The following is a 24,233-nucleotide window of genomic DNA, read 5'->3' on the forward strand; positions in this document are numbered from 1 at the left end:
ATGTAGACGAGGCTGAAAGTGTGTCAGCTTACTGCCAGTTCCTGTCCCTCATTTTCTTCTTCCACAGTATAGCGGGAGACATTGAGGATAATCCCGGCAGCAATCAGTTTAAACAATAGAGAAGACCCGCCATAGCTGATAAAAGGCAGGGTTACCCCTACTACCGGGAAAACATCCAGCACCATGGCCAGATTGACCAGAGCCTCTACCAGCAATACCGCCCCCATGCCCGTAACCAGCAAGCGGCCGAAGGTATCTGGAGCTTTCTTGCTGATTTCATAGACCCGGTAAAGGACAATGGCAAACAGAGTAAAGACGATTATACCCCCGATAAAGCCCATCTCCTCGGCCAGTACGGCGAAAATAAAGTCATTGTGCTGTTCGGGTAACCAGAGATACTTGGACTTGCCGTCCCCTAATCCCACGCCCAGCAGCCCACCGGAGCCGATGGCCAGCAAAGCCTGGGCCTGCTGAAAACCGTAACCAAGAGGATCCTGAAAGGGGTCGAGAAAAACAGTAAACCGTTTCAGCCGGTAGCCAACCGTGGTTACAGCCAGTACCGCTACCGGTACCAGCACTGCCGCCAGAGCTCCAATCCAGGCCCAGGGGATACCAGCAGCAAACAATACCACCGCTGCAATCAGACAAATAACCCCTGCGGAACCGGCATCTCCTTCCAGCCCCACCAGGACAAGGATAAGTACTACTTGTATAATTGCGGGCACATAGCTGATTTTGCGTTTTTTACCCCGTTTCACCAAACGTTCTTCCCGCTCAAAATAGGCAGCCAGCATAATTACCAGAGAGAGCTTGGCCATCTCCGATGGCTGGAGGGAAAAACCACCCGCTCCCAGCCAGGCCTTGTTACCATTGCGAGATTCTCCCGCAATCAGAACCAGCACCAGTAAAATGATGGTGGCAGAAAAAATGATTTTTTTCCAGCCGATCAACTTGCGATAATCCTGCCGCAGTATGGCAAACATTAAGACCAGTCCAATACCAGCCGCTACACTCTGGCGATAAAAAAAGGCCAGGGGATTGCCAAACTCGCCGGGATTCCCGTTTTTGGGCAACATCGCTTCAATGGAACTGGCACTGAAGACCATCAATAGACCGATAGTCAGCAGCACCAGGATAGCCCCAAGCAGCATCAAGTCCGCTCCATGTCGCTTCCTTTTACCCATAATAGTACGACCTCCGTTTCCCTAAAAGGTATTCAACACCGGCGGCCGTTTTTCCTGCTAAAAAAAACGCCTGTCCGGAACATCTCTGTTCCGCAGGCGGTTTGTGTTCAAGTTCCGACGTGTTTGCGCATATGGTTTAAGGCAGCTTTTTCCAGACGGGAGACCTGGGCCTGGGAAATCCCGATTTCCTCTGCCACCTCCATCTGGGTTTTACCGTGAAAAAAGCGCAAGGTGAGAATCTGTTTTTCCCTTTCTCCCAGGCGGGCCAGGGCCTCTTTGACGGAGATGTTTTCCAGCCAGCCAACATCCTGGTTTTTCTCATCCTTAATCTGGTCCATGACGAAAATGGGATCTCCCCCATCATGGTAGATTGGTTCAAAGAGAGAGATGGGTTCCTGGATGGCATCCAGAGCAAATACCACTTCTTCCCGGGGTAATTTCAACTCCTCGGCGATTTCATTAACCGAGGGCTCCCGGTTCAGTTTGTTGACCAGGTTGTCCCGCACCTGCAGGGCCCGATAGGCGATATCCCGCAGGGAGCGGCTGACGCGAATGGGGTTGTTGTCCCGCAGGTAGCGGCGAATCTCCCCGATAATCATAGGGACGGCATAGGTGGAAAACTTCACATTCTGACTTAAGTCGAAGTTGTCGATGGCTTTCATCAAGCCAATACAGCCGACCTGGAAAAGGTCGTCCACATATTCGCCGCGGTTAACAAAACGCTGAATTACACTGAGGACCAGCCGCAAGTTGCCTTCAATCAGTTTTTCCCTGGCAGCCTGATCGCCTTGCTGCATGGCGGCAAACAGCTGCCGCATCTGTTCATTGGTCAGCACCGGCAGCTTGGCGGTATTGACACCGCAGATTTCCACCTTATTGATCAGCATTGGCTCCACCCCGTCCTTGTAGTTTCAGTTACATTATTGACGGAATGGAGCCTGCTTATACTGAATTTTGTTGGCCTGCTCAGGCTTCTTGAGTGATTTGGTCAGGTGGTGGCCCTCCATTAACTCTTAAAGTCGCAGTGTCTAAATTAGTTAGGGGGATAAAAAGCTTGCCAAATACACTCTGGCTTCATTCAATAACCATAAGTCCTTTATACTCATTTTATTTGGTCATCTAGTTTCTCTATCTTAGCTTTATTAACTATTTCATTTATTTTAGTTTTAACCATTTCATAAGCTTTTGGGGAATTTTTTTCATTCTCAGGTATTAATAATTCTTTTCTTAACTGTGCTTTAAATTTACCAATATATATACCTCTTTCATAAGCATTTATAACATCGGGATTAGACCAGTATTCTTCAACGGTAAGACCCTGGCCGGCCAAAAAGTCACGGAAATTTGCTTTTTCTTCGTCACTCACTTGTTCTGAAAGTCTTTTTTGCAATTGTATAAAATTATCAAGTTCTTCTTTTGTGACGGTAATACCACGCTTTTTTGTTTCTTCAAATAGTAGTTTTTGTTCGGCAATTGCTCTTATTACATTTTCAAAATTTGCAGGTTGTTTTTGTGTTTCCAAGAACAATTTTTTGCTCTCATATTCTTTTTCGGTTACAGGTATTCCATTAATTTTTGCAACGATCTTTTCCGACTTAGATAAATTTTTTATTTTTTCGCCTAAAAGAAATTCATCAGATTTTGAATATGCTAAATTAATGGTAGCTAGAACAAAGATACATAGGAAACTATAAATAATGATAATCTTCTTATTCATCGCTCATTACCTCCTAAAAGGTCACATTTTGTGAGAAGTTTTTAATCCAAGAACTTGGTAAACATACTGGAGAATACCAAATAATATGGCCCTTTAATTGATTATAGTTGTAATTACTTAATGATTTTGTAATTGTAGTTATGCAAAGGTGGCTGGAGCAGCCCTTCCCGCAGCAAGCGCCGGGCCGTACCCAGCACCAGCATCAAAAATCTCCAGCTCGGGCTTAATGCCCTTTTCCTATCTTAGCAAACAGCTCCCGGCTCTGGCTGGGCCGTCCCTGTTCATCCTGGACATGCAAATGCACCATGGCAGCCCCAGCCTGTCGCACTCTGACGATATCAGCGATACTCTCCTCCACCGTCACCGGCAGATGGGGGTTTTGTTCCTCGATTCCCCCTGGACCAGGATTGGCTGGCGGGCTGTTCTACCGGTATTTAGTCGGTATTAATGGCAATTTCGCTTTTACCGTAAATACATACCAAGTTAAGGCAGATAAGAATGCGAGCAGAGCAGATAACTTAAACAATGTAAATAGCCCAAAAGCTGTGTAGATAATTCCCCCGCTATAACTGCCGGCAGCAGCACCTAATGACCAGGCAATCGCAGTAAAAATAGTTTGAGCTGAGGCTTTTACTTCTTGAGAGGTAGTTTCATTTAATAGTTGAATAGCAGATAAGTAGAAAAGCCCGAAACTGAGACCCTGGCTCAACTGTAGTAATAGTATCAGCCAGAGGTATGGAAAATAGGCATAGACAAACCAGCGCACTGCGTAGATGATACCGGCGATGGTGAGGATTTGATATAAATTTAAAGATTTGCGCAGGACATTAAACAAATAAAAGACAGGAATCTCGCTGCTGGCAGCCAAGGCCCAGGCTAATCCGACCATTGTTGTAGTAGCCCCAAGGCTGGAAAAATAGATACTGAAAAAGGTATTATAGGCACTAAAAGGCATTTGGATTATGAAAGCATAAACGACTAACAAGATAAAAAGTGGATTTTTTATAAGCTGATAAATTTCTGAAATGTTTTGTTTTATAGGCACAACTGGAGTTTTAGGTAAAGAAAAACTAAGAATCCAGACAATAAAAAAAAGAATACTGCTGAGAGGGAAAATAAACTTAATATTGGATTTAGTTAAAAATGCTGATGTAATCAGTACTATCACAGCAAAGCCCAGCGAACCCCATAAGCGATATTTCCCGAATTCCCGGGAACGTTGATTATCACTTAGCATTAAAGTATCAGTAAGTGGCATAGACGCTGTTTGTACCATTGTGTATAATAGCATTGTCAGCATCCACCAAATTTTATTGTTATATAAAGGGACTAATAAAATAAAAACACCTGAAGAAAACAATAATACTTGGATTATGAATTTAAGCCGCTGGGTTTTATCAGCAATGATTCCCCAAAATGGTTGCATAAATAAGCCAACAAAAGGCCCTAAAGCAGAAATTAGACCGATAAAATTTCCGTTGGCACCTGCTTCCTTAAAATATAAAGGTAAGTAGGGAATTTGCAGCGCAATAATCGCATAAAGCAAAAAGTAATATAATTTGTTAAGAGATGACTGGTACTGCATAGTAACCTCCGGTTGCTAGTATGTACTCAGGTTATTATAACAAGAATTTCGCGGGAAATAAATAAGGAAGGGATTACTCCCTTCCTTTCGATTTATTTTTTATCCGGCACCTTAAAGAAGAACCTGATAAGCGGCCCTTCTTTAATCGGCTCATGCATCATAATATATCCGTGTTTCACAGCCTCTTCCGGAACCGAACGGAAGGATTGAGGACAGTCGGCCAGCACTTCCAGGGTCTGCCCTGGCTGGAGCTTACTGAGGGTTTCCAGGCTGTAGATCAACGGATAAGGACAAGGTTCACCCCGTAAATCAAGTACAAAATCAACCTCCAAGGAACGATCTCCCACAGTCTTCTCCTCCCCTATTTGCTCTCTGCCACAGCTGTATTGATTTCAACTGGCAAATGAATTTCCGATTTATATTTGCGGCGCTTCTCCATCCAGGTAGCCCAACCGTAGATCAGCGCTAAGAAAAGATAGGTTGCGGCTAAAGCCCCTGCCGGACCGAGAATTTTCACCAGGTCCACCTTCGGATAGGGTGCTACCAGAGTGGTGAAAATACCTTTATCCCAGGCTATTGCCAGCAAAGTAGCACCGATGATGTTCCCAATACCTACTACCCAAAAATTCAATTGCCCCTCCATAGCCCGATACATCCAGCCGGTCTCACACCCGCCGGCAATGACAATGCCAAAGCCAAATAGCAGTCCACCGAGAACTGCCCCAGCTCCCGCCCACATCACCTTGGCCGGAGTTCCGTGAACAATAAAATAAATAGTACCCAAAGACTGGATAGCCATCCCTACAATAATCGCCCTGGTTATCGTCGTTCTTCCCACCAGCCACAAGTCACGAAAAGCAGAGGTGAAGCAGATTTGGCCCCGTTCGATCACAGCTCCAAAGGCCAGACCAAATAACCCTGCCAGGGCCAGCTTCCCGTTACCATTCTGCCAGGCCAGTACAGCCAAAACAATGGCCACTGCCGCTAACAAAAAACCCAATACCGGCTGATGACTGTTATATTTTTTTGCCATTTGTACTGTTCCACCTGGCAAAATCACCGGTTTACCCAAAAAGAAAGGCATCAAAGTTATTTTAAGACCAAGATAGGTACCGGCTATGGTCGCCAGAGTAAAGAGCCAGGTATGTAAAGAAAACTGCGGTATTCCCGTAAACATGGCTGCCAGATTGCAACCCATAGCTAATCTTGTGCCGAAGCCAGCAATTATACCGCCTAACAATCCCTGCACCAGCCGGCGTCTTTGCACCGGCACCCGTATCTTGAAATTACCTCCCAGGAGGGCAGCAATCAGGGCGCCGGCAAACATGCCGAAGACCACCCAGCCATCAACCCGGTCCCATGGCATTCCTTTGAGCTTAATAATTTTAAAATAACTCATTTCCCCGGTGTCATAACCGAATAACTGAAGCAGATGACCGCCCCAGCGGGTGAATTCCCCTGTTACCGCCCAAACTGTTTGCAGTGTACCAAAATAGAGCGCACTTAAGATACCCAGCACTCCAACTGCTGTCATTGGACTCCAGTGTTCCTGCACTGCCTTCCGGTAAACCCTGGACCAAAAAGTACCCATAATCCTCCCCCTTTCTCTCAATTTCGGTCTAATTGTAACATAACCATATTTTATCTGTCTAATAAATTATATTTATTATAAATGGGGATCGATAAGAAATTTTTATCACTTTAGTCTAATATAACTCCGATTACAGCAGCACTGAGGATGGAAATAAACACCGAAGAAACAGCACCTAAAATAACAGCACGGGTACCAATTTTAGCCATTGCTTTGAAGGAGAGATCGAGACCTAACCCCGCCATAGCCGCAGTCATAATCCAGTTATCAAAAGTTATAAGCCCGGCGACAACATTTTGTGGCAGTCCAGCGAATGAGTTAATCAGCACCATAACAAAAAAGAGGATAGCAAACCACGGGATAGTAATTTTGCTCTTCTGTGGAGGGATAACAGGATTTTTGTCCTCTTCTGTTACATTGTCGTTCCACGGGATAAAAGTCAGGATAAGGGTAAGTGGAATAATAAAGAGCACCCTGATCATTTTTACGGTAGAGGCCATGGCTTTGAATTGACCGCTGGCCACAACGCTTGCTGCCGCTACCTGTGCAACCTCATGTATCGAGCTTCCTGCCCACAATGCGTAAAACAGATCAGGTATGTTTAAAAGACCATGCAGGGCCGGATAAAGAAACATGAATATAGTGCCGAACAGTGTCACTGCACCAATAGCAAATGCAGTGTCTTCCTCCTCGGATTTAATTACGGCATCAACTGCTGCTACCGCCGCTGCGCCGCAGATAGATACACCGCTACCGAGCAACAGGGCACGCTTAAGCGGAACATCCATGATGCGGCCAAGCCATAAAGTGAAAAGGATAGCTGAAGTAGTAGCAATCAGGATAGATATAAGGGCGGAGGGGCCTACCTCTAAGACCTGTGATATACTGAGTCTAAAACCAAGAAAAATAATAGCAAGTCTTAAGATTTTTTTAGCACTGAAACTTATACCTTTTTGTGTGCTTGTTGGCAAAGAAATGACGTTCTTTATAGTCATACCTATAATTATTGCGATAATGAGCGAGCTTAATGGCAGGACCTCTGAAAAAAGCCTTGTCGACTGAAGCTTTATTGCTATGAAAGTAACTGCCATTACAAGTAAAAAGCCTGGTAAATGTTCGGCAATCCAGACTGTTGCATCTTTGATTCGCCCATTAATCCCGGTCTTTACCTGACCTTTAGTATTTCCCATTTAATATCTCCTCCTATCCTTCAGTTTGTTTCCATAAGCTATTATACTCTTGACTTATATAAACGTAAAATATTAAAATAAAATGAAAAAGATATGTAAATACATATAGATCGAGGTGTGAACATGACTCTGCGACATTTACGAATATTCCTCGCAGTGTGCGAAACAGGCAGTATGACGGCCGCAGCAAAACAGCTACATATGACCCAACCACCAGTTAGCCAGGCCATTGTAGAACTGGAACGGTACTATGGTATAAAGCTTTTTGAACGGATTGGCCGTAAGATTTATCTTACGAAGGCTGGAGAGGAGCTCTACTCTTACGCCTCGCACATATTAAGCCTGTCAAATGAAGCTGAAAAACGGTTATCAGATCTGTCAAAAGGCGGCATTTTGCGCGTAGGTGCCAGCAAAACCATAGGCTCAGCAATCCTGCCCTTTCTCATCAGGGAATTTTCCGCTGCTCATCCAACTGTTCAGATAAATGCCGTAATTGATAATACGGCCACCATTATAAACATGCTGTATGTGGCCAAGCTTGACATCGGACTGGTAGAGGGCATAGGCAACTGGCCAGACATAGTTAAGGTACCAGTTTATGAAGATGAGCTTGTGCTTGTCTGCCCACCAATGCATGAATGGGCGAAAGCAGGGAGCATTGACACTGCACAGCTTGAAGATCAGAGCTTTATTGTACGTGAGGAGGGCAGCGGCACTCGTGAAGTATTCGAAGCCGCCATGAAATCCCACGGAATAAAATGGAAAGCAGTTGGAGTGTTTAACAGTGTCGAAGCTATAATCAATGCTGTTCATTGTGGTTTTGGACTATCCTTCATGTCCCGGCTTGCGGTACAGAATGCGGTAGCAACCGGTAAAGTTTCAGTTGTAAAGGTTGTCGGATTAAATATTAAGCGTAAATTCAACCTTGTTTATCATAAAAACAAATTTTTTAACACAGCAATTAATGAGTTTAAAACTTACTGTTTCAGGTTTTGCAAACAGACATAAAAATTGAGCCCCTGAATGCTTCAGGGGCTAGACTTTTATAAGGCTTTGACTATTTCCACTCTAGTATCCAATTGACTGGCTCCGCCGCCTATAGGATCGGACAGACAAGCGTTTTTCAATGTGACATCCACCAGTTGAACTGCATTGGCAGCAAAACCAGTACCTCTTCCTAAGGCAAAACCGGTATCATTATCTCCTGCCACCCATTGGGTATGGCCATAGGGCTGCACAACTTTGGTCTTTTTACCGTCTATTTGTACCGAGGATGCGCCATAGGCGAAATGGCCGTAATTATAACTGCATCCTACAACGCCGGGTTTAATGCCATTAGTTACCAGCACCTTGCCTTTCGCTTCAAAATCTGGAGATTTAATTATAATGGAATCTCCGGTATTAAGCCCGCGTTTCCTGGCATCAACCGGATTCATCCATACATAATTTTCTGCCTCGATCTCCCGCAGCCAGGCATCGCTGATATTGCGATGAGTACCGATATGTCTTGCTTTCCAGTTAATGAAAATTAGGGGATAATCCTTAATATCTACCTTTTTGCAATTGTAGTAAGTGATTTCTTCAATTCTGGGCAAGCCGTCAAAGGGTTTACCGGTATATGGGTGTTTCCCTTTGGCTACTTTTTCGGAGTAAAAATTAACCTCAGAAGCTAATTTATACTTAAGGTACGGACCATCATATTCATTGCCCTGTTTTTCAAATCTTCCCCCTCTATTTAGAACATAGACAACCCTGCGCCACTCTTCCGGCTTAACCGCTCTTTTCCATGCCTGAAGATCGGGGATAGATTGTTTCAAAACCCCAGCGTTCCAGGTAAGTTAAATCAGGTAAAATATAATCAGCATAAGTTCCTGTTTCACTGATGACCACATCGGATACCACCAGAAGGGGTATAGCTTTCTGATCTTTTAAAATCTCCTTGTGGGCCATGCCAACCGGTACTGATAACAAGGGGGAAATCCGGTGAATAAACAGGGCCTTGATAGGATAAGGATAACCTTCAGCAGCGCTGGGTAAAGCCTCTTGAATATTATTGCCGGAATACTGGAACCAGGGACGTTTAGCCGGATAGCCATCCCGCTCAAAGAGAGTAGTCTTTTCATAGACAACCTTATTGCGTACCAGCGGAATACCCCAGGCTTTATTGGCTTTGGGCACTTTCATTAGATCATACCTGCCCTCTAAAGGCTTAAACTTGGCCCCGGTGCTCATGCTGCCCCCTTTCCAGTCATAATTGCCGATCAAGTGGTTAAGGCAGTTAATTGCCCGCAAATTATAGAAACCATTAACATGCATTGCCGGGCCCCGATAAGAGGTAATGGCAGCTTTTTTACCATGGGAAGTGAACTCCCGGGCCAGTTCGATAATCTGCTGCGGTTCGATTTCACAGATCCTGGCATATTCCTCAATGGTATGTTCCATAACCCGTTCCTTAAACAGGGTAAATACCGACTTGACCTGGATACCGTTAATAACCGTATCCACTTCTAATTGTCCTTCTGTAGCCTGATCATGGGGTACGGGTTTCCCATTCTGAATTACCACAAACTGTTCTTCCGTTCCGATCCCGAGGTCACTGGCCCGGAGTTTGGGCTTGCCTTTGGCGCTCAGATTGACCAAATAGGTTGCATCTGACCAGGTCGGTTCTCCGTCAGCTTTTGCTGCTGCCTGGTTGGGATTGGTCAAATACCTGAGATCATAACGCCCGTTTTCAATAATCCAGCGGGCCATTCCCAGCGCTAAAGCCGCGTCGGTTCCTGGTTTTATGGGCACCCAGATATGTGCCTTCTCAGCAATCCGGCTCAATCTCGGGTCCACTACTGCCAGCTTCATCCCTCTTTTGAGAGCATTCATGAATTTTGGCGCCAGCCAGGTCGGTCCCTTGTTGGCTACCAGCGGGTCAGTTCCCCAGACAATGACAAACTCAGCATTGTCCACATCAGCATACATACGCTTTTTCGGTTTATCAGTATTAAAGGACTGTACATTCCCGATTACACCATTAACACCACAAATACCGCCATGGTCAAGGCTGTTAATGCTGCCAATAGTCTGGCTCCAGTATCTGTCCTTGAAGAACTCCCGCCGGTCCCCGAAAAAGCCTACAATCTGATTAGCCCTGGGTCCCAAATCCGGATGTTTGGTATCGATCAGTACTTCCTTGTATTTCGCATCAAATTCCTCCTGGGACAGCTCCCCTTTCTTCACCTTTTCCCAATCAGACATAACCTCTTCTTGGGGGACAAAGGCCCAGATGCTTTTCAACCCCGGAGTTCCCAAATCGGGGCTGCCATAAACAATTTCCTTCAGCGCCTGTTCCCAGCTAATACGATGTAAGAAGTAGGACCGTTGCCTTGAGCAGGAGTTATCACAGCTTTCAGAGTACAATGGGTATTACACTGTTCACAGGTTGTATAGATGACATCCTCAGCGCCATAATTCAGGGTCTCTTTTCCCGTTCCATGGGGATCATCCAGGAACCAGTTTTCAACCATTGACTGCTCAGACCCCAGGGCAGCAGGAGCCACCATTCCTACTCCCGCCAGGACTGCACCAGTTTTAATAAAACTTCTTCTGCTAATTTTAATAGACTTCTTTAGTTGCGCCATAGAGTTTTCCCTCCTTAATATCTTCGATGTCTTCTATTGCATCAATCGGTAAAGCCTTGATTGCTACCGAGTATAAAAAGAGACCGAAAGCTATAATTCCAATACTGCTGACCCATTCGATTAAAGTCGGATAGTAATAGCCCCAGGGCAATCCGTGTAAAACAGGTACAATTAAAGCAGGGACTACAATGTTAAACCGCACACCCAGAATACCTAACACTACCAGAACAGCTCCCACGGTAATGGCCTTAACTGATTCTTTTAGCTTGCTGTTAAAGAAAATGAATAACGGAACAACTACTCCCAAAAACATTTGTATCCACCAGAATGACCAGGAAAAAGGACTCTCGAAGATAGTTTCAATAGTAGCCAGTTCCGCATGTTCCAGCCCATAGGCACCAACAAAGAATTCATAGAATTCCAGACCTACATCCACAAGCAGGAACAGGCTTAAAAGTCCGGCCAGGGATTTGACCATATCCTTATCGACTTCACGACCCATTACCTTGGTCCGGATTACATAAAAGGCCAGCAACAGAGCGGTACCGGAAACCAGAGCAGAGACAACAAAGATTACCGGGAAAAGGCCGCTATTCCAGAAAGCCCGGGCTTTGGCCACTGCAAACAGCGTTCCTGTACCACCGTGAACTCCGAATATAGCGATGGGAATCCCGATTGAGCCTAAAATTTTCAACCATCTATGATCCCGTTGTTTCGATTCTTCGCTCAGGTCAGTACTGCCAAAGGTAAGGAAGCGAGCCAGAGACGCTTGCCACCCTGTGCCTTGAGCAACCCGAATCAGATCCTGGCGCATGGAGAAGTAAAGTTCAGCAGTTAATAAGCCAACATAGATTACATAAAAACGAACTTCCCAGGCCAGCACACTGGTAAAATTCCAGTAACGGAGGGTATGCCAGAACCGTTCCATCCTCCCCAAATCCAGTAAGATAAAGCACATGGCCAAAACCATACTGAGAATGGCCACCAGCAAGGCATCACGACCAATTTTTTCATACTGTTCCATCTTGAAAACGAAGATCATGGTAGACAGGAGAAAAGAACCGGCACTTAAACCCACAAAAAAGATATAGAAAGCTACCCAGGCTCCCCAGGGTGTAGCACTGGTCAAATTGGTAACGGCCAATCCGGCGTTAATTCTTTCGATAATCGCCCAGCCGCCGAGCGCCATTAATAAAATGAGTACCCCATACCAGGCTTTAGTCAACTGTTCGCTGCTTTTCACCGTACTCACATCCTCCTCTTATTATTGAACATTATTTCAAGTAGATGACCCTGGGCTTAGTTCCCATTTCTTCCTGCAGAACAAAAGCCCTTGGACTTGCTGCCAATTTTGAGACCACACTTTCCGGATCATTGAGATCGCCAAAATAACGGGCATCTCCCAGGCAAACCTCAACACAGGCCGGTTCTTCTCCGCGCTGTAAACGGTGATAACAGAACATGCATTTACGAACATTCCCTATCGGAGACTTGCCTTTTTCCCGCTTACCTCTGTCAATACCGTATTCGGGGGCCTGTACCTCGTTACATCCAACCATCTCCTGGCTATAATCCAGCCCGAAGTCAAAATACCTGGCTCCATAAGGACAGTTTATAATACAGTAGCGGCAGCCGATACAGCGATCATAGTCAATGGCGGTGATCCCGTTTTCCAGTTTATAGGTTGCTTTGACCGGGCAAACCTGGACACAGGCGGGCCGGTCACACTGCATACAGGGCCTGGGCACATGAACCTTGCTGACATTGGGATAAGTTCCCCGTTCCTCCTCAATAACCACATTGTAGGTTACTCCAGGCGGAGTGCGGTTTTCTGCTTTACAGGCCACTGTGCAAGTATCACAACCAATACATTTCTGCAAATCGATTACCATCGCCCATTTTTTTTCAGTGCTCACTGCTTATTCTCCTTTCTATTCACTAAGTAAAATGTTGCCATTATAACCCCTGGTCCCTGTCTTGCTGATGAGCTCTCTGAAAACCCTTTTTAGAATTTAAGTAAAAGCTTTTTAGCTTTTGACCGGTGTAAAAATTCAGGTTCACATTCCTGCCAAAACCTTTTTTGATGTATTTTCCTGAGCGGAAAACTGGTTGCAGCAACCACCTTGCCCAGGTCCACCTTATCCCCCTGGCTTACCGCCTGCTGCGGGCAATAGTCTGCACAAGCCCCGCAATTTAGACATAAGGCTGGAGTATGCCGCAACTCCTTTTCTTCATCATCATCATTTATCTGCAAGGCACCAGTAGGACAAATTTGTGTACAAACCTGACAGCCTGTACAGCGCTCATCCACTTCTATCTGGGCAAAAGGCCAATTACCGCCTGATAGCATAAGCTGTGATCCAGGCTTTAAACTTTGACCTGTGCTGTTCAGGAGAAACTCCCTGGCAGCAGGCAGCAACTTTTTGCCTTTGCGGGCTCTTTTATCTTCCCAGCCAGAATAGGTTAAAGTTACTATCCGGTCTTTGAGAAAAGAGAAGAATTCCCGTTTCGTCAAAACTTCTTCTTCCTCTCCATTATCAACAAGCAAGACTCCCTCTTTTCCCAGCCTGGAAGCCATCGCTTGCACCCGAATCAGTCTCTCTTCAATCAATGCCCCTGCTTGCCTGTTACAAGAAGCACATTTTTCGGCAGCAAAAACCAATCGGATCCGGTTACAGTTTAAAACCAGGCCTATCAGTAAAGTTTCAGACAAATAACCTAAACAGGGAAGATTAATAACCCCTAGCAATGGATTCTGTTCACAGGTAAAGGCAATCTTCCGCTTTTCCCTGGCCCGACCAATCAATTGATGATAAGAATGCTGGTCCAGCGTAAGGGCTTCTGTCGGACAGGTTCCGGCACACAGGCCACAAGTATCACATTTTTCCTTATCAATTCTGAACCCATTACTAATCTCTATCGCCTGTGACGGACAGACTTTAACACAGTTATCACAAATATTAGCAGCAGTCCGTACCCTGAGGCATTTATCGGGTTCAAGCTGCAGCTCCATTTTTTTCACCTCCCCCGAGTGCTCCAGTTTTGTCTGCCTTCATTTACGCGCCGCTAATATAAGAGCAAAAACCATACCAGCCTAAAAAGGCCTGAAAATAGGCCTTTCATAAAAAAATCCATGACATTTTGTCATTCCGGTGTGACAAAATGTCATGGATGAAATTATTTCTTTAATTGATATTCTTCAATTTTGCGATAAAGATTACGGACACTGATTCCCAGTAGTTCTGCCGCTTTGGTTTTATTCCATTGAACTGCCTCTAAAACCTGTTTAATATATCTCTTTTCCATTTCCTCAAGGGTACATAGCTTCGGTTCATCTTCCCTGGCAAAACAGCCAAAAAGGTCCTCCTTCTGAATTTTAGCACCGGTGCTGAGCAGTATGCCGCGTTCCAGAATATTAAACAGCTCCCGGACATTCCCCGGATAGTCATAACTCATGAGTGCCTCCAGGGCATCGGAAGCAAGTTGTTTAGGTGCTCCATTACCAGCTTTTTGCAAAAAATACTCTGCCAGCAAGGGAATATCTTCTTTTCGCTCCCGCAGAGGCGGAACCCGAATCTTAATGACATTCAGCCGGTAATATAAGTCTTCCCGGAAATTACCTTTAACCACTTCTTCTTCCAAATTCCGGTTGGTAGCCGCTATCACCCGTACATCCACTTTACGTAAACGCACATCACCAACTCTCCTGAACTCACCAGTTTCCAAAAACCGCAACAGTTTTACCTGTAATCCTAATTCCATTTCCCCAATTTCATCTAAAAAAAGGGTTCCGCGGTGAGCACTTTCAATTAAACCTTTTTTTGTAGTTAATGCTCCTGTAAAAGCCCCTTTTTCATGACCGAAGAGCTCGCTTTCCAACAGTTGGGCCGGCAGAGCTCCGGAATTGACAGCTACTAATGGTTGTTGGGCTCTGCTGCTCCAGTGATGGATAGCATTGACAATCAGTTCTTTGCCGGTACCGCTTTCTCCCTCAATCAGTACCGGTGAATCGGAAGCAGCCACCTTTTTAGCCAACTCCAGCACTCTGGTAATGGCCTGGCTTTTACCTACAATTACTCTGGAACTCCTGTCCCTCCGCAAGACTTCTTTCATCCCCAAATTTTCTTCCAGTAACTGTTTTTTCTCATAAGCTTTTTGGAGAGTGATTTCCAGTTCCGCCAGGTTGCAGGGCTTGGTTAAATAATCATAAGCACCCATCTTCATCGCCTCAATAGCAGACTCTATGGTCCCGTGCCCCGTAAGGATAATCACCTGGAGATTCTCTTCTATTTGTCTGGCCTGTTGCAGCAGTTCTATTCCATCCATCCCCGGCAGTTTGATATCAAAAATTGCTACCTGAAAGGTTTCCTCTTTTAAAAAATGCAGAGCCTCTTCGCCCGTCGCTGCCCCCTTGACCCAATAACCTTTTCTGCTCAAACGTTGAATCAACAAATCCCGGAAATTTTCTTCATCATCAACTATTAAAACTTTAATCTGTTCCCTCATGTTCATCACCTTCTTTCCCTCCAGTCATACTATCAATTGGTAATATCACAGTAACCGTTGTTCCTCTGCCCAATTCACTGCTAATTTGAATGTCTCCCTTCATTTCTTTGACAATACCGTAACAAATGGACAGTCCCAGGCCAGTACCTTTACCCAGTGGTTTTGTTGTATAAAAAGGATCAAAAACTTTCTTCAGCTCCTCCCTGGCAATACCGGTTCCGGTGTCAATAATTTTAACTACTATGCTTTTTTGTCCTTTTTCCGTAATCAGTTTAAGCCGTCCTCCCGTTGTTTCCATAGCATCCAGAGCATTGCAGATAAGATTGAGTAAAACCTGTTGCAACTGGGAAAGGTCCCCTTTAACTACAGGCAAATTTACAGCCAATTTTTTATCTATTTGGATACCAAGTTGCTTAATCCGGTGATTAACCAGGGCCAAAGTATCTTCCAGCAATTCGTTAAGATTTATATCCATCATATGACCGGCAGGTTGTCTGGCAAAATTCAATAAGCTTCCTGTAATTTTTTTGCCTCTTTCGGTCTGTTTACATATTACCTGTAAGTATTTTGCCAATTCACCAGAACGGTAAAGTTCCTCAATATCTTCTTGATCGATCCGCTCTAACAGGTCCTCAGCATAAGCGGAAACCGTAGCTAAGGGATTATTGATTTCATGGGCTACCCCCGCAGCCAATAAACCCAAAGCCGCCATTTTTTCCGTCTGAATAAGTTCAGCAGATTTGCTCCTGATCTGTTGAGTCATAAAGTTAAAAGCATCTACCAGCTGACCGATTTCATCATCCGTAGTTTTGGGCAAGACCAGGTTCAATTCGCCTGCAGCCACCCGTTTAGCTCCTTGTTCCAGGGTCTCAATGGGTTTAGTAAAACGCAAAGCAAAAAGAATACTGATGATAACAACCAGCACTACCACCAGAATTGTCCCGATCAGAAACTTAATACTTAAGGCAGCAACAGGGCGCTAAGCCTCACGGACCGGTATTTCCACCACTGCCGCCCAGCCTAACTGTTTAATGGGAGCATAAACCCCTAATACTTCCTCCCCGGTAAATGAGACATATCTTAACGGTATCCTGCCTGCATTCTCTTTCCCCTCCATAAACTGGCGAACAGCAAGGCTGGAGCTTACCGGAGTTTGTCTTAAAACTTGACTGAAATCTTCATGGGCAATCAATTTTCCATCTCGGTTAACTACAAAAATAGCACCTTTCTGGTTACCATATCTGGTAATAATTTTGTTCATAATTGACCTTAAATTAACCTGAACATAAAAACCACCTTTAATTTCCCTGGTTAACCTATTTTTAATGGGGATAATCAAGCTTACCATAGTTCGCTGGTCAGCAGTAAGATAATGTTTAACCATGCCTTTTTGGGTCAACAGTTTCGGGTCCACTTGTGACAACTTTTGAGGAGTAATTACTTCCCGCTTGGAAACCCGCATGACCTCAATTCCCCGGGAATTCAACAGACTTAGATCCTCGACAGCCGGTATATCCCGTAAAAAAATATACAGGAATTTTTCCTGGCTTTCCCGGTCCTGTTGCAAAAGGGTTTCCCCGTAAATATTACCAGCTGTAGATATCTTATCTTCGATTCCAGTAATTAACTGACCTAGATCTGTGGCTATTCCTTTTACGAGGTCAGTATTCCGTTGCTGGATGGACATCAACAAATCCTGTTCGGCAGTCCGAACATTGAGATAACCCAATGATGCCAGCGGTAGAATAGACATTGTAATGCCAAAGGCTAAAACCTTTACTTTTATGCGATTCCAGATTTTCATTCCTGATCGCCTCAGTTTCTTATTTTATAATTATTCTGGCAAAATTTAATCCAGTTTCATTTAGTTTAAGTCCCAGTCTCTCCACTGTGCGCAGATTTACCACCAATTCCAGATTATCCGGTGTTTCCACAGGTATCTGTTTCGGCTGCTGTCCCTGTAAAACTTTGGCTACTATTCTGGCTCCCTGGTATCCCTGATTATACATAGAAACGCCATAGGCTGCAAAATAACCCCGGTCCGCTTCCTGTTCAATGATGCCCATAACCGGAATCTTGTTTTGCCAGGAAAAGGCAAGCAAGTCCTGGGTTAAAGTTTCAATCAAAAAACTTGACAAAGGAAGAATAGCATCATAGTTCTGCACCGATTGCCGATTTAGTTTTGTTTTAAAGTCTGTTCTGGAACTTACCGCTATGGTTTTTATTACTATCCCTAAATCTTTAGCCGTATTTTGAACTATTTTCAAACTGGTATAACCGGGAGGAACGTTAGGATCGTAGATAACAATAACTTTCTGCACATAAGGTAACAGTTTCTTTAATAATTCCAATCTTTTCCCGGCCAGCTCAGCATGATAATTATCCACACCGGTAATTTGTGCTCCCGGGTCAATAAAGCTTTTTACTATACCTCGTTGTACCGTAGAAGCAGCTCCAATAAAAACAATGGGAATGTTCTGATTCTCAGCTGCTATTTTCAGGGCATCAGCTTCCACACCCCCGGTTGCTACCAGCACATCCGGCTTCTCATGTACTAACTTCCGGGCCAAAGGCAAGAGCTGTTCCCGCTCACCCTGAGCATTTAAAATTATATAGGTAACGTCTTTTCCCTCGGTAATTCCCAGGTCAGCTAAACCTTGCTTAAAGCCAACGATTTTTTCCGCTTTAGCATTGCTGGCAGCCAGGATACCGACAGACCATTTGGTCGGCTCAGTTTTTGAAGCAATTTGACAGCCCAAAATAACAATAATTCCTGTTAGCAACATCAAAATATAAATAACCTTTTTTCCCATTTTTATACACCTCAATCCAGAAGATTCCATTTTTAAATAGCGCTGCCTGCCCTTATTGTTTCCAGAAAAAGATTTTCTACGTTATTATTCAAAAATCCTTTAAAACCAGAGATTCAATATAACTTTGACTAACAGTAACTTGAGAATTCCGGGAAGGGTGCTCATTCTTCCTTTTTCTGTAAAACAAAATGGAGTTAGCCCACCAATTACGGGAGTAACTCCAATTTCATAAAAAATTATCTTTGAGAAACAGCCCCAGTCTCATTATCATCATCACCAAGAAAATACAATAAACCAACTGCTACAACACCTCCAGCCACTATAAATGCTACTGGTCCTGCAGCTTCAATACATAGTGCTCCTACAGCGACTCTATGTTTCATTTTTTTACCTTTTTCCCTCATCTTAAATGTACCATAAAACAGTCCTCCCTAGTTCCTAACCAGGCACTAGGTACCGGCAGGGTATCACCCAGTTTTACTGTATATATCATAAAGTAAGACCCCTTCCCGTCTTACTTTGATATATACTACTCGCCCCGTACACCGATTTGCTCCAGATAAGTCACCTGCCTGACAAATGGTTTCCTGGAAAAGAAAAGCCAGAGGAGCAAACTTATTAAAGCAACTATTGCATACATAAGCCCCATAACCAGAATTCTGTTTGCCCAGCCCAGAGAAATTAGCATCATTCCCGCTGCCCCCATCAAGGTAAAGGCGCAGGACATAAGCGAAACAGCTGCACCGGTATCCTGTTGCTGCTGTTCAAGCATCAGATTCGTAGTCGGGGGGCGGATGATACTTCCAGCTATTGTAGCCGGCAGAAGGGATAAGGTAAAGGCCCAGGGGCTGGTATCACCAATAGAGAAAATTAATAATCCGCTCCCAATTGTCACAATGTAACTAATGGTAATAAGGGAATTACTTTTAACATGTTTGGACAATTTTATATACAATAGGGGACCAATTACCAGAAACGCCGCATTGGTAGCAAAAAAATAACTAAAAACCTCTTCGCTCAATCCAAACTGATTAACATAAATATAGGAAGATGCAGAGATAAAAGCCATCATTGGAATGGCCATAATTGTAAAGGTAATGAGAAGAGATAAAAAACCCGGATTTTTTGCGACTACCACCAATCGTCCAATTAATTGAAAAACGCTTCCGGTAGATCGTTGTTCTATTGTTTCTTCCATCGCAATAGCACCAGCAGTAGCCATAAGGCCTGCCAATGATAATGTCCAAAACACTCCCCGCCATGAAGTCAAACTCAAGATGGCCGCCCCTAAAATCGGAGCAACAATTGGGGCAATCATTACCAGGGATTGAACCAGGGCCAGGATAGATTCGCGTTTCCGCCCGCTGTAAACGTCTTTTACTACCGCTGAAGCTACGGCAGTTACTGCACCGCTACCGATTGCCTGTAAAATCCGGAAGATAATGAGATGATAAACATTACCTGCAAACGCACACAAAATACTTGTCGCAGTATAAATGCCCAGTCCTGACAACAAAATTGGTTTACGCCCGCACTTGTCACTCAAAGGCCCCCAGAACAGCGTTCCAACAGCATAAAAAATAAAGAAAAATATCAGGGTCAAATTTACCAGTCCAGGTGCTACATTAAAGGTTTCCGCCATCCGTGGTAATGCAGGAAGATAAAGGTCTGTGGATAGCGGTATAAAGGCACTGAGAAAAGCAATATACAGCACAAACCCCTTCTCCCCCAGAAATTTTTGTTTTTTTGTCTGCATTCCTACCTCCTCCTAATTACAGCCCCAATTTATTGGCTAACACCCCGCAATTTGATATAGTCTCCCCGGTAAAAAGTTTTTCCTAAACCCATGGGTTTATTTTCATTGTTATAAAGTTTCTGCTCGACAACAAGCAAGGCAAGTTCATCATAAATATTTAAATACCTTTTGATTTCCTCATCGGGTATTTGGGCATAAATCATTAATTCTTTCTTCAAAGCAAAAAGCGGCAGGCTTTTGGAAATCATTTCGGGAAAAGTTGCATGCTCAATTTCCTTTTCAACAATAGGCATACCTTTTTGGTATAGCAAGTACTTTATATCATAAGCCACCGGACAGCCATCTGTATAAAATAACCTGCGAATCAAAATAACATTTTTGTTCCTGGTAGTTTGCAATTCGTTAGCCAATTTTTCGTCTGGCATAATAATATTAACTTCAATCAGTTTTGATTTATCAACACTGTTAATGGAGTTGCGCATCTCGTCATAGTAAAGGATATATTTGTTCAGCTCAGGTTTTCGTACAAAGTTGCCTTTACCCGGAATGGAATAAATATATCCTTCATTAACCAGTAAAGCCAGCCCTTTCCGCACCGTCATGCGACTGGCACCATATCTCTTGCACAGGGTTGTTTCCGAATCAATACCATCACCGGGTTTTAATTCACCGCTGAGTATTTTCTTTTTTATATCTTCAACTATTGTGAGATAAACCGGATTAATCATTTTCAGTTTCTCCCTGTCTTTTTTTACTATTAATCCATTCCAGGCATTTTTTTACCGCCAGGGAGGCATCTCTCGCAAAGCCATCGGCACCTATATATTTACATGCATCTTCTGTGAGGTGGTTACCTCCCACTATAAACTTGACTTGCTCTCTGAGTCCCGCAACTGCAAAAGCATTAATTACACCCTTCATCGTATCTACAGTATGGGTCAATACACCGCTAAGACCCACAATGTCCGGTTTGTACTCCTCAGCCTTTTTCAGGAACAGTTCTTCTGGTACATCAACACCTAAATCAAAAACCTCAAATCCATTGGCTTCCAGCATGCCTCTGACAATATCTTTTCCGATATCATGAATATCGCCTTTTACAGTGCCAAGGAGTACTTTACCAATCTTCTTACTCTGTCTTTTGAAATGGGAATTCATCTTATCTAACTCCAGAACCTGCCTGAAAATAAGCCCAGCCATGATCAAGTCTGCAATATAGTAGTCTTTACTCTCATACAGTTTCCCAACCCTGTTCATGCCTTCGTTCATATGGGCCAGAAGTTCTAATGGATCCATTCCTTCATCCAAAAGTTCGCCAGCCAATTCAAGAACCTTTTCTTCATCTAACTGCTCCACATAGTTAATTAGCAAGTCTTTTTTTTGGCTAAAGTCTTTCATAAACCCCTCCACCAAAAGATGAGAATTTTCGGGTTTCGGCTCAGATTACTGGAATGAATCGCTACTGATATTACTGAAATGGCTGATTTTTACCACTCCGCCCTTTTGAATAACACAAAAATCCTGATCATGAGGACCGGTCAAAAGCTTCTTCAAAAACATGATTCCGCCTTCAGCAACAGTCATTTCCAGGTTAAGGTTGTCAGCAAACTCAGCAGCTTTGCTTGCCCATTCCGCCAGATCATATGCTTTTGTGTCAATCAACATTAAATAACGGTAGTGATTTAGCATCTTATCAAACAGTCTTTTGGCCCTCTGTTCTCCATAACGTGTTACAGCGTGCTGGTACTCCTTAAATATATTTTTAGGATTTTCCAGCCAGCCTTTGGTTACGAAGTAGGTATTCTTACGGCGCTCAAATTTCCCACCTGGCTGACTTAGCACCATTGAAATACAGTCATCTGTTTTAGGAATAATTAAATTAGCTGTAGAAGCCTTTAAACCTACCAGTCCGTTACCGCAACAACCATAGGCAAAAAGAATATTGTCAACATTTTCCAGAACGTCGATTTCTGCCTGAAGCTTCGTCCGTAAAAGATCAGGGTCATTATGATAACCTGCATCCACCCAGATAACCGGATAGCTGCACCCCGTTTCACGGATAGCCAAATTTAATTCATCGCGCAGCACCTGGCAGGCAATAATGGTAGAATTCATAATGATCTCCTCGCTAAAATTTTTTGTCAAGAATGTGGGAACAGGAGGCGCCTTAGACGACGCCTCCCTGGTTTCAGGATTTAAATTTACACGCACAGGAACATGATAAAGGCAAACATCATTTCCTCGTAGGTTTGCATTTTCTGAGCCATTGCCTGTGCCTGTTTTTCGTCTATTTCAGGATGTTCAGCCAGATACTGTTCCCAGGTTTTATAATACTTGGAATTCATTTTCCGACCCTCCCTTAATATTTCGCATTGTTCGCCACGTACTCCAGAACTGCCCGTGTGTTCTCAATATTCACACTGTCCGCTGTGATCAGAGCTTTATCAAAGCCAAAGATATAGTTCCCACCTGGCGCCAGGATATCGATCAGCTCTTTGGCCTTGTCGATACACTGCTGCTTGGTACCGGTTTTTAACAACGAGACAGGATACAAGCCGGTAATGATATGCTTTTTGCCAAGTTTTTCTTTAATTAGTTTGGGATCACCATATTCAAACATCATTATTGTTCCTTCAGGAAGTTCGGCCAGATAATCAATAAACCGCATCCAATCATGCTCCACAAAGAGATTTGCCCTCATGCCTACCGCTTTCAATCCTTCGACGGTCTTTTTAAAGGTGGGCCAGTAGAATCTTTCAAAATCCTTGTTACGCAAGTAGGGAGCCATGTGCAGAGGAATAAAAGTTGCTTCGTAGTAAGACGGCTTCGGCGGAGTTCCCATTTTAATCATCCAGGGGGTGACAGCTTCAACAGCTGCTTCTACCTTATCAGGAATCCTTCTAATGTCAATAGTTATATTTTTAAAACCTCTTAACTGGTCGGCGACAAAGTCGAAGGGCGCCTCACAAAACCCGGAGTAGAAGTTAACAAAAGCATAACCGTATTTTTTGATAAGGTTACCATAAATTCTCCCTGCATTACCCATCTCATCATGGAAAGCTTTAAAGGCCTTGGCCAGGACCATAGCTCTGGTTGTCGAATCGGTATCGAGTTCGGAATAGAGCCTGGGCAACACTCTTTCTACAATACAATCAAAAGGCGATTCAATGAAGGCATCATAATCCTCTACAGCCATTCCTTCAACTTCTGGATGCTGAAGAAAACCACTGGAACTCATTACCCAGTTTTTTGCTCCCAAAATCTTATACCAGGACGGGAATCTGAAAGCCATAACAGGGAGGGTATCGGAAATAAAATCCTGACACACTTTGTCAAAAATTTCTTCGAGATCCACAGGATTCCATTGCACTTCTGTTAAATCTCTCCCCGCATACTGAATAGTGAACTCAAGCTGGGCGGAAACGGAAATAGGCACCCTTTTCGGGATCTTACCATCTATTATATCATGAAATAACTGGGTTCTCTCCTGAGACAAAGCCATGGTGTCAGTCATTTTATTTCACCCACCCTTGAATTATTTTTACCCCTTCGGCAGCGTTGTTTGTATAAGCATCTGCACCAACCATCCTGCAAGCATCCTCTGTAACAGGATTTCCCCCAATGATTACTTTAACCTGGTCGCGTAAACCGGCTTCAGTAAGTGCATCCACAGTCTTTTTCATAGAATCGATAGCAAGGGTAAGTACCCCGCTCATTCCTACTATTTGTGGTTTTACTTCTTTTACTTTTTCTACGAAGAGGCTGGCAGGTGTGTCAATTCCCAGGTCATAAACTTCAAAACCGGCTGCTTCAGCCATGCTTTTAAAGATGTTTTTACCGATATCGTGCAAATCACCTTCAACCGTTGCTAAAACCATTGACCCAATTTTGGCTGTCTTACCCCCTCCGAGGACAGGTTTTAAAATGTCAATGGCCGCAGTAAGTAATTCACCGGCAAAAATCAGGTCCCCAACAAAGTATTCGTTCTTTTCAAACAAGTCGCCAACAATAGCCATTCCCTGCTGGCAGGCGTTTACTACCTTCTGTGCCTCTTCCTGGCTGGGATTAGATGCAACAAACTCCTTTAGGATCTTCATTACCTGGTCTTCGTCTAAATCTCCAATCGCCTGGGTTAATGCCTGTAATTCTGTCATCAAAAACAACCTCCTCGTATCATATATTTAGAGATTTAACCTGAACGGTAATATTAACCGTTCATTTTTTGTACCAAATTTGTTCTTTAAAAACTGGAAATTAGACTT

Annotated in this window: 27 protein-coding genes; 1 reads left to right on the forward strand and 26 read right to left on the reverse strand. The window is 43.9% G+C overall.

The features are described 5' to 3' along the window. Positions 1-23: 23 nt before the first annotated feature. From ftsW to JDF658_RS03905, 8 genes are all read right to left on the reverse strand, one after another. A complete protein-coding gene (ftsW, locus tag JDF658_RS03870) occupies positions 24-1,184 on the reverse strand; it encodes a putative lipid II flippase FtsW (protein WP_078664624.1) in 1,161 nt (386 codons plus the stop codon). Between the two features lie 107 nt (positions 1,185-1,291). Further along, positions 1,292-2,071 carry an RNA polymerase sporulation sigma factor SigG gene (gene sigG, locus JDF658_RS03875; RefSeq protein WP_078664623.1) on the reverse strand — a complete coding sequence of 260 codons (780 nt, stop codon included), beginning with the start codon at positions 2,069-2,071 and terminating at the stop codon, positions 1,292-1,294. Between the two features lie 215 nt (positions 2,072-2,286). Beyond that, on the reverse strand, positions 2,287-2,901 hold the full coding sequence (locus JDF658_RS03880) for a SurA N-terminal domain-containing protein (RefSeq protein WP_079906519.1): 615 nt from the start codon (positions 2,899-2,901) through the stop codon (positions 2,287-2,289). A 223-nt stretch (positions 2,902-3,124) separates the two neighbouring features. Further along, positions 3,125-3,292: a 3-keto-5-aminohexanoate cleavage protein gene (locus JDF658_RS03885; protein WP_079906520.1), complete on the reverse strand. Its 168-nt coding sequence runs from the start codon at positions 3,290-3,292 to the stop codon at positions 3,125-3,127. A 33-nt stretch (positions 3,293-3,325) separates the two neighbouring features. Further along, positions 3,326-4,486, reverse strand: a complete 1,161-nt coding sequence (locus tag JDF658_RS03890; RefSeq protein WP_079906521.1) for an MFS transporter — start codon at positions 4,484-4,486, stop codon at positions 3,326-3,328. 92 nt (positions 4,487-4,578) lie between these two features. Then, a complete protein-coding gene (yedF, locus tag JDF658_RS03895; protein ID WP_079933006.1) occupies positions 4,579-4,833 on the reverse strand; it encodes a sulfurtransferase-like selenium metabolism protein YedF in 255 nt (84 codons plus the stop codon). A gap of 14 nt (positions 4,834-4,847) precedes the next feature. Next, the gene (gene yedE, locus JDF658_RS03900; protein ID WP_079906522.1) at positions 4,848-6,077 is read right to left on the reverse strand and encodes a selenium metabolism membrane protein YedE/FdhT; all 1,230 of its coding nucleotides are present in this window, start codon (positions 6,075-6,077) and stop codon (positions 4,848-4,850) included. 110 nt (positions 6,078-6,187) lie between these two features. Continuing rightward, the gene (locus JDF658_RS03905; protein ID WP_079906523.1) at positions 6,188-7,267 is read right to left on the reverse strand and encodes a YeiH family protein; all 1,080 of its coding nucleotides are present in this window, start codon (positions 7,265-7,267) and stop codon (positions 6,188-6,190) included. A 123-nt stretch (positions 7,268-7,390) separates the two neighbouring features. On the opposite strand from JDF658_RS03905, the gene JDF658_RS03910 reads away from it, so the two are divergent. Then, a complete protein-coding gene (locus JDF658_RS03910) occupies positions 7,391-8,275 on the forward strand; it encodes a LysR family transcriptional regulator (RefSeq protein WP_078664618.1) in 885 nt (294 codons plus the stop codon). Positions 8,276-8,310: 35 nt separating this feature from the next. Here JDF658_RS03910 and JDF658_RS14575 read toward each other — a convergent pair whose 3' ends face one another. The 18 genes from JDF658_RS14575 to JDF658_RS03980 form a co-directional block, all read right to left on the reverse strand. Then, the gene (locus JDF658_RS14575; RefSeq protein ID WP_200805635.1) at positions 8,311-9,084 is read right to left on the reverse strand and encodes a molybdopterin dinucleotide binding domain-containing protein; all 774 of its coding nucleotides are present in this window, start codon (positions 9,082-9,084) and stop codon (positions 8,311-8,313) included. Then, entirely contained in the window at positions 9,038-10,513 is a 1,476-nt protein-coding gene (locus tag JDF658_RS14580; protein WP_200805636.1) for a molybdopterin-dependent oxidoreductase, read from the reverse strand. The genes JDF658_RS14575 and JDF658_RS14580 overlap by 47 nt, the downstream gene beginning before the upstream one ends. Positions 10,514-10,593: 80 nt before the next feature. Further along, complete coding sequence (locus JDF658_RS14585) at positions 10,594-10,896, reverse strand: twin-arginine translocation signal domain-containing protein (RefSeq protein WP_200805637.1); 303 nt, start codon at positions 10,894-10,896, stop codon at positions 10,594-10,596. After that, positions 10,871-12,139 (reverse strand): NrfD/PsrC family molybdoenzyme membrane anchor subunit, encoded by a 1,269-nt coding sequence (nrfD, locus tag JDF658_RS03920; RefSeq protein ID WP_079906524.1) that lies wholly within the window; start codon positions 12,137-12,139, stop codon positions 10,871-10,873. The genes JDF658_RS14585 and nrfD overlap by 26 nt, the downstream gene beginning before the upstream one ends. Positions 12,140-12,170: 31 nt before the next feature. Beyond that, complete coding sequence (locus tag JDF658_RS03925; protein ID WP_078664615.1) at positions 12,171-12,812, reverse strand: 4Fe-4S dicluster domain-containing protein; 642 nt, start codon at positions 12,810-12,812, stop codon at positions 12,171-12,173. Between the two features lie 89 nt (positions 12,813-12,901). Continuing rightward, the gene (locus JDF658_RS03930; RefSeq protein ID WP_079906525.1) at positions 12,902-13,909 is read right to left on the reverse strand and encodes a 4Fe-4S binding protein; all 1,008 of its coding nucleotides are present in this window, start codon (positions 13,907-13,909) and stop codon (positions 12,902-12,904) included. 164 nt (positions 13,910-14,073) lie between these two features. Then, positions 14,074-15,402, reverse strand: a complete 1,329-nt coding sequence (locus JDF658_RS03935) for a sigma-54 dependent transcriptional regulator (protein WP_079906526.1) — start codon at positions 15,400-15,402, stop codon at positions 14,074-14,076. After that, complete coding sequence (locus JDF658_RS03940; RefSeq protein ID WP_079906527.1) at positions 15,386-16,333, reverse strand: ATP-binding protein; 948 nt, start codon at positions 16,331-16,333, stop codon at positions 15,386-15,388. The genes JDF658_RS03935 and JDF658_RS03940 overlap by 17 nt, the downstream gene beginning before the upstream one ends. A gap of 48 nt (positions 16,334-16,381) precedes the next feature. Further along, the gene (locus JDF658_RS03945; protein ID WP_079906528.1) at positions 16,382-17,206 is read right to left on the reverse strand and encodes a cache domain-containing protein; all 825 of its coding nucleotides are present in this window, start codon (positions 17,204-17,206) and stop codon (positions 16,382-16,384) included. A gap of 19 nt (positions 17,207-17,225) precedes the next feature. Further along, a complete protein-coding gene (locus JDF658_RS03950; RefSeq protein WP_159446550.1) occupies positions 17,226-18,215 on the reverse strand; it encodes an ABC transporter substrate-binding protein in 990 nt (329 codons plus the stop codon). A gap of 236 nt (positions 18,216-18,451) precedes the next feature. Further along, positions 18,452-18,619 carry a hypothetical protein gene (locus JDF658_RS14375; RefSeq protein ID WP_200805638.1) on the reverse strand — a complete coding sequence of 56 codons (168 nt, stop codon included), beginning with the start codon at positions 18,617-18,619 and terminating at the stop codon, positions 18,452-18,454. Between the two features lie 125 nt (positions 18,620-18,744). Continuing rightward, positions 18,745-19,971 (reverse strand): multidrug effflux MFS transporter, encoded by a 1,227-nt coding sequence (locus tag JDF658_RS03955; protein WP_079906530.1) that lies wholly within the window; start codon positions 19,969-19,971, stop codon positions 18,745-18,747. Between the two features lie 29 nt (positions 19,972-20,000). Beyond that, entirely contained in the window at positions 20,001-20,699 is a 699-nt protein-coding gene (locus tag JDF658_RS03960) for a GntR family transcriptional regulator (protein WP_079906531.1), read from the reverse strand. Beyond that, a complete protein-coding gene (locus JDF658_RS03965) occupies positions 20,692-21,369 on the reverse strand; it encodes a B12-binding domain-containing protein (protein WP_079906532.1) in 678 nt (225 codons plus the stop codon). Before JDF658_RS03965 ends, JDF658_RS03960 begins: the two co-directional genes overlap by 8 nt. Positions 21,370-21,414: 45 nt before the next feature. Then, on the reverse strand, positions 21,415-22,086 hold the full coding sequence (locus JDF658_RS03970; RefSeq protein ID WP_200805639.1) for a DUF1638 domain-containing protein: 672 nt from the start codon (positions 22,084-22,086) through the stop codon (positions 21,415-21,417). A gap of 86 nt (positions 22,087-22,172) precedes the next feature. Beyond that, positions 22,173-22,316, reverse strand: coding sequence for a hypothetical protein (locus JDF658_RS14590; protein ID WP_200805640.1), 144 nt, complete (start codon positions 22,314-22,316; stop codon positions 22,173-22,175). A 14-nt stretch (positions 22,317-22,330) separates the two neighbouring features. Continuing rightward, on the reverse strand, positions 22,331-23,485 hold the full coding sequence (locus JDF658_RS03975) for a uroporphyrinogen decarboxylase family protein (protein WP_079906533.1): 1,155 nt from the start codon (positions 23,483-23,485) through the stop codon (positions 22,331-22,333). Position 23,486: 1 nt separating this feature from the next. Next, on the reverse strand, positions 23,487-24,125 hold the full coding sequence (locus JDF658_RS03980) for a B12-binding domain-containing protein (RefSeq protein ID WP_079906534.1): 639 nt from the start codon (positions 24,123-24,125) through the stop codon (positions 23,487-23,489). Between the last annotated feature and the right edge of the window lie 108 nt (positions 24,126-24,233).

The organism is Carboxydocella sp. JDF658 (assembly GCF_002049395.1).
GTDB lineage: Bacteria > Bacillota.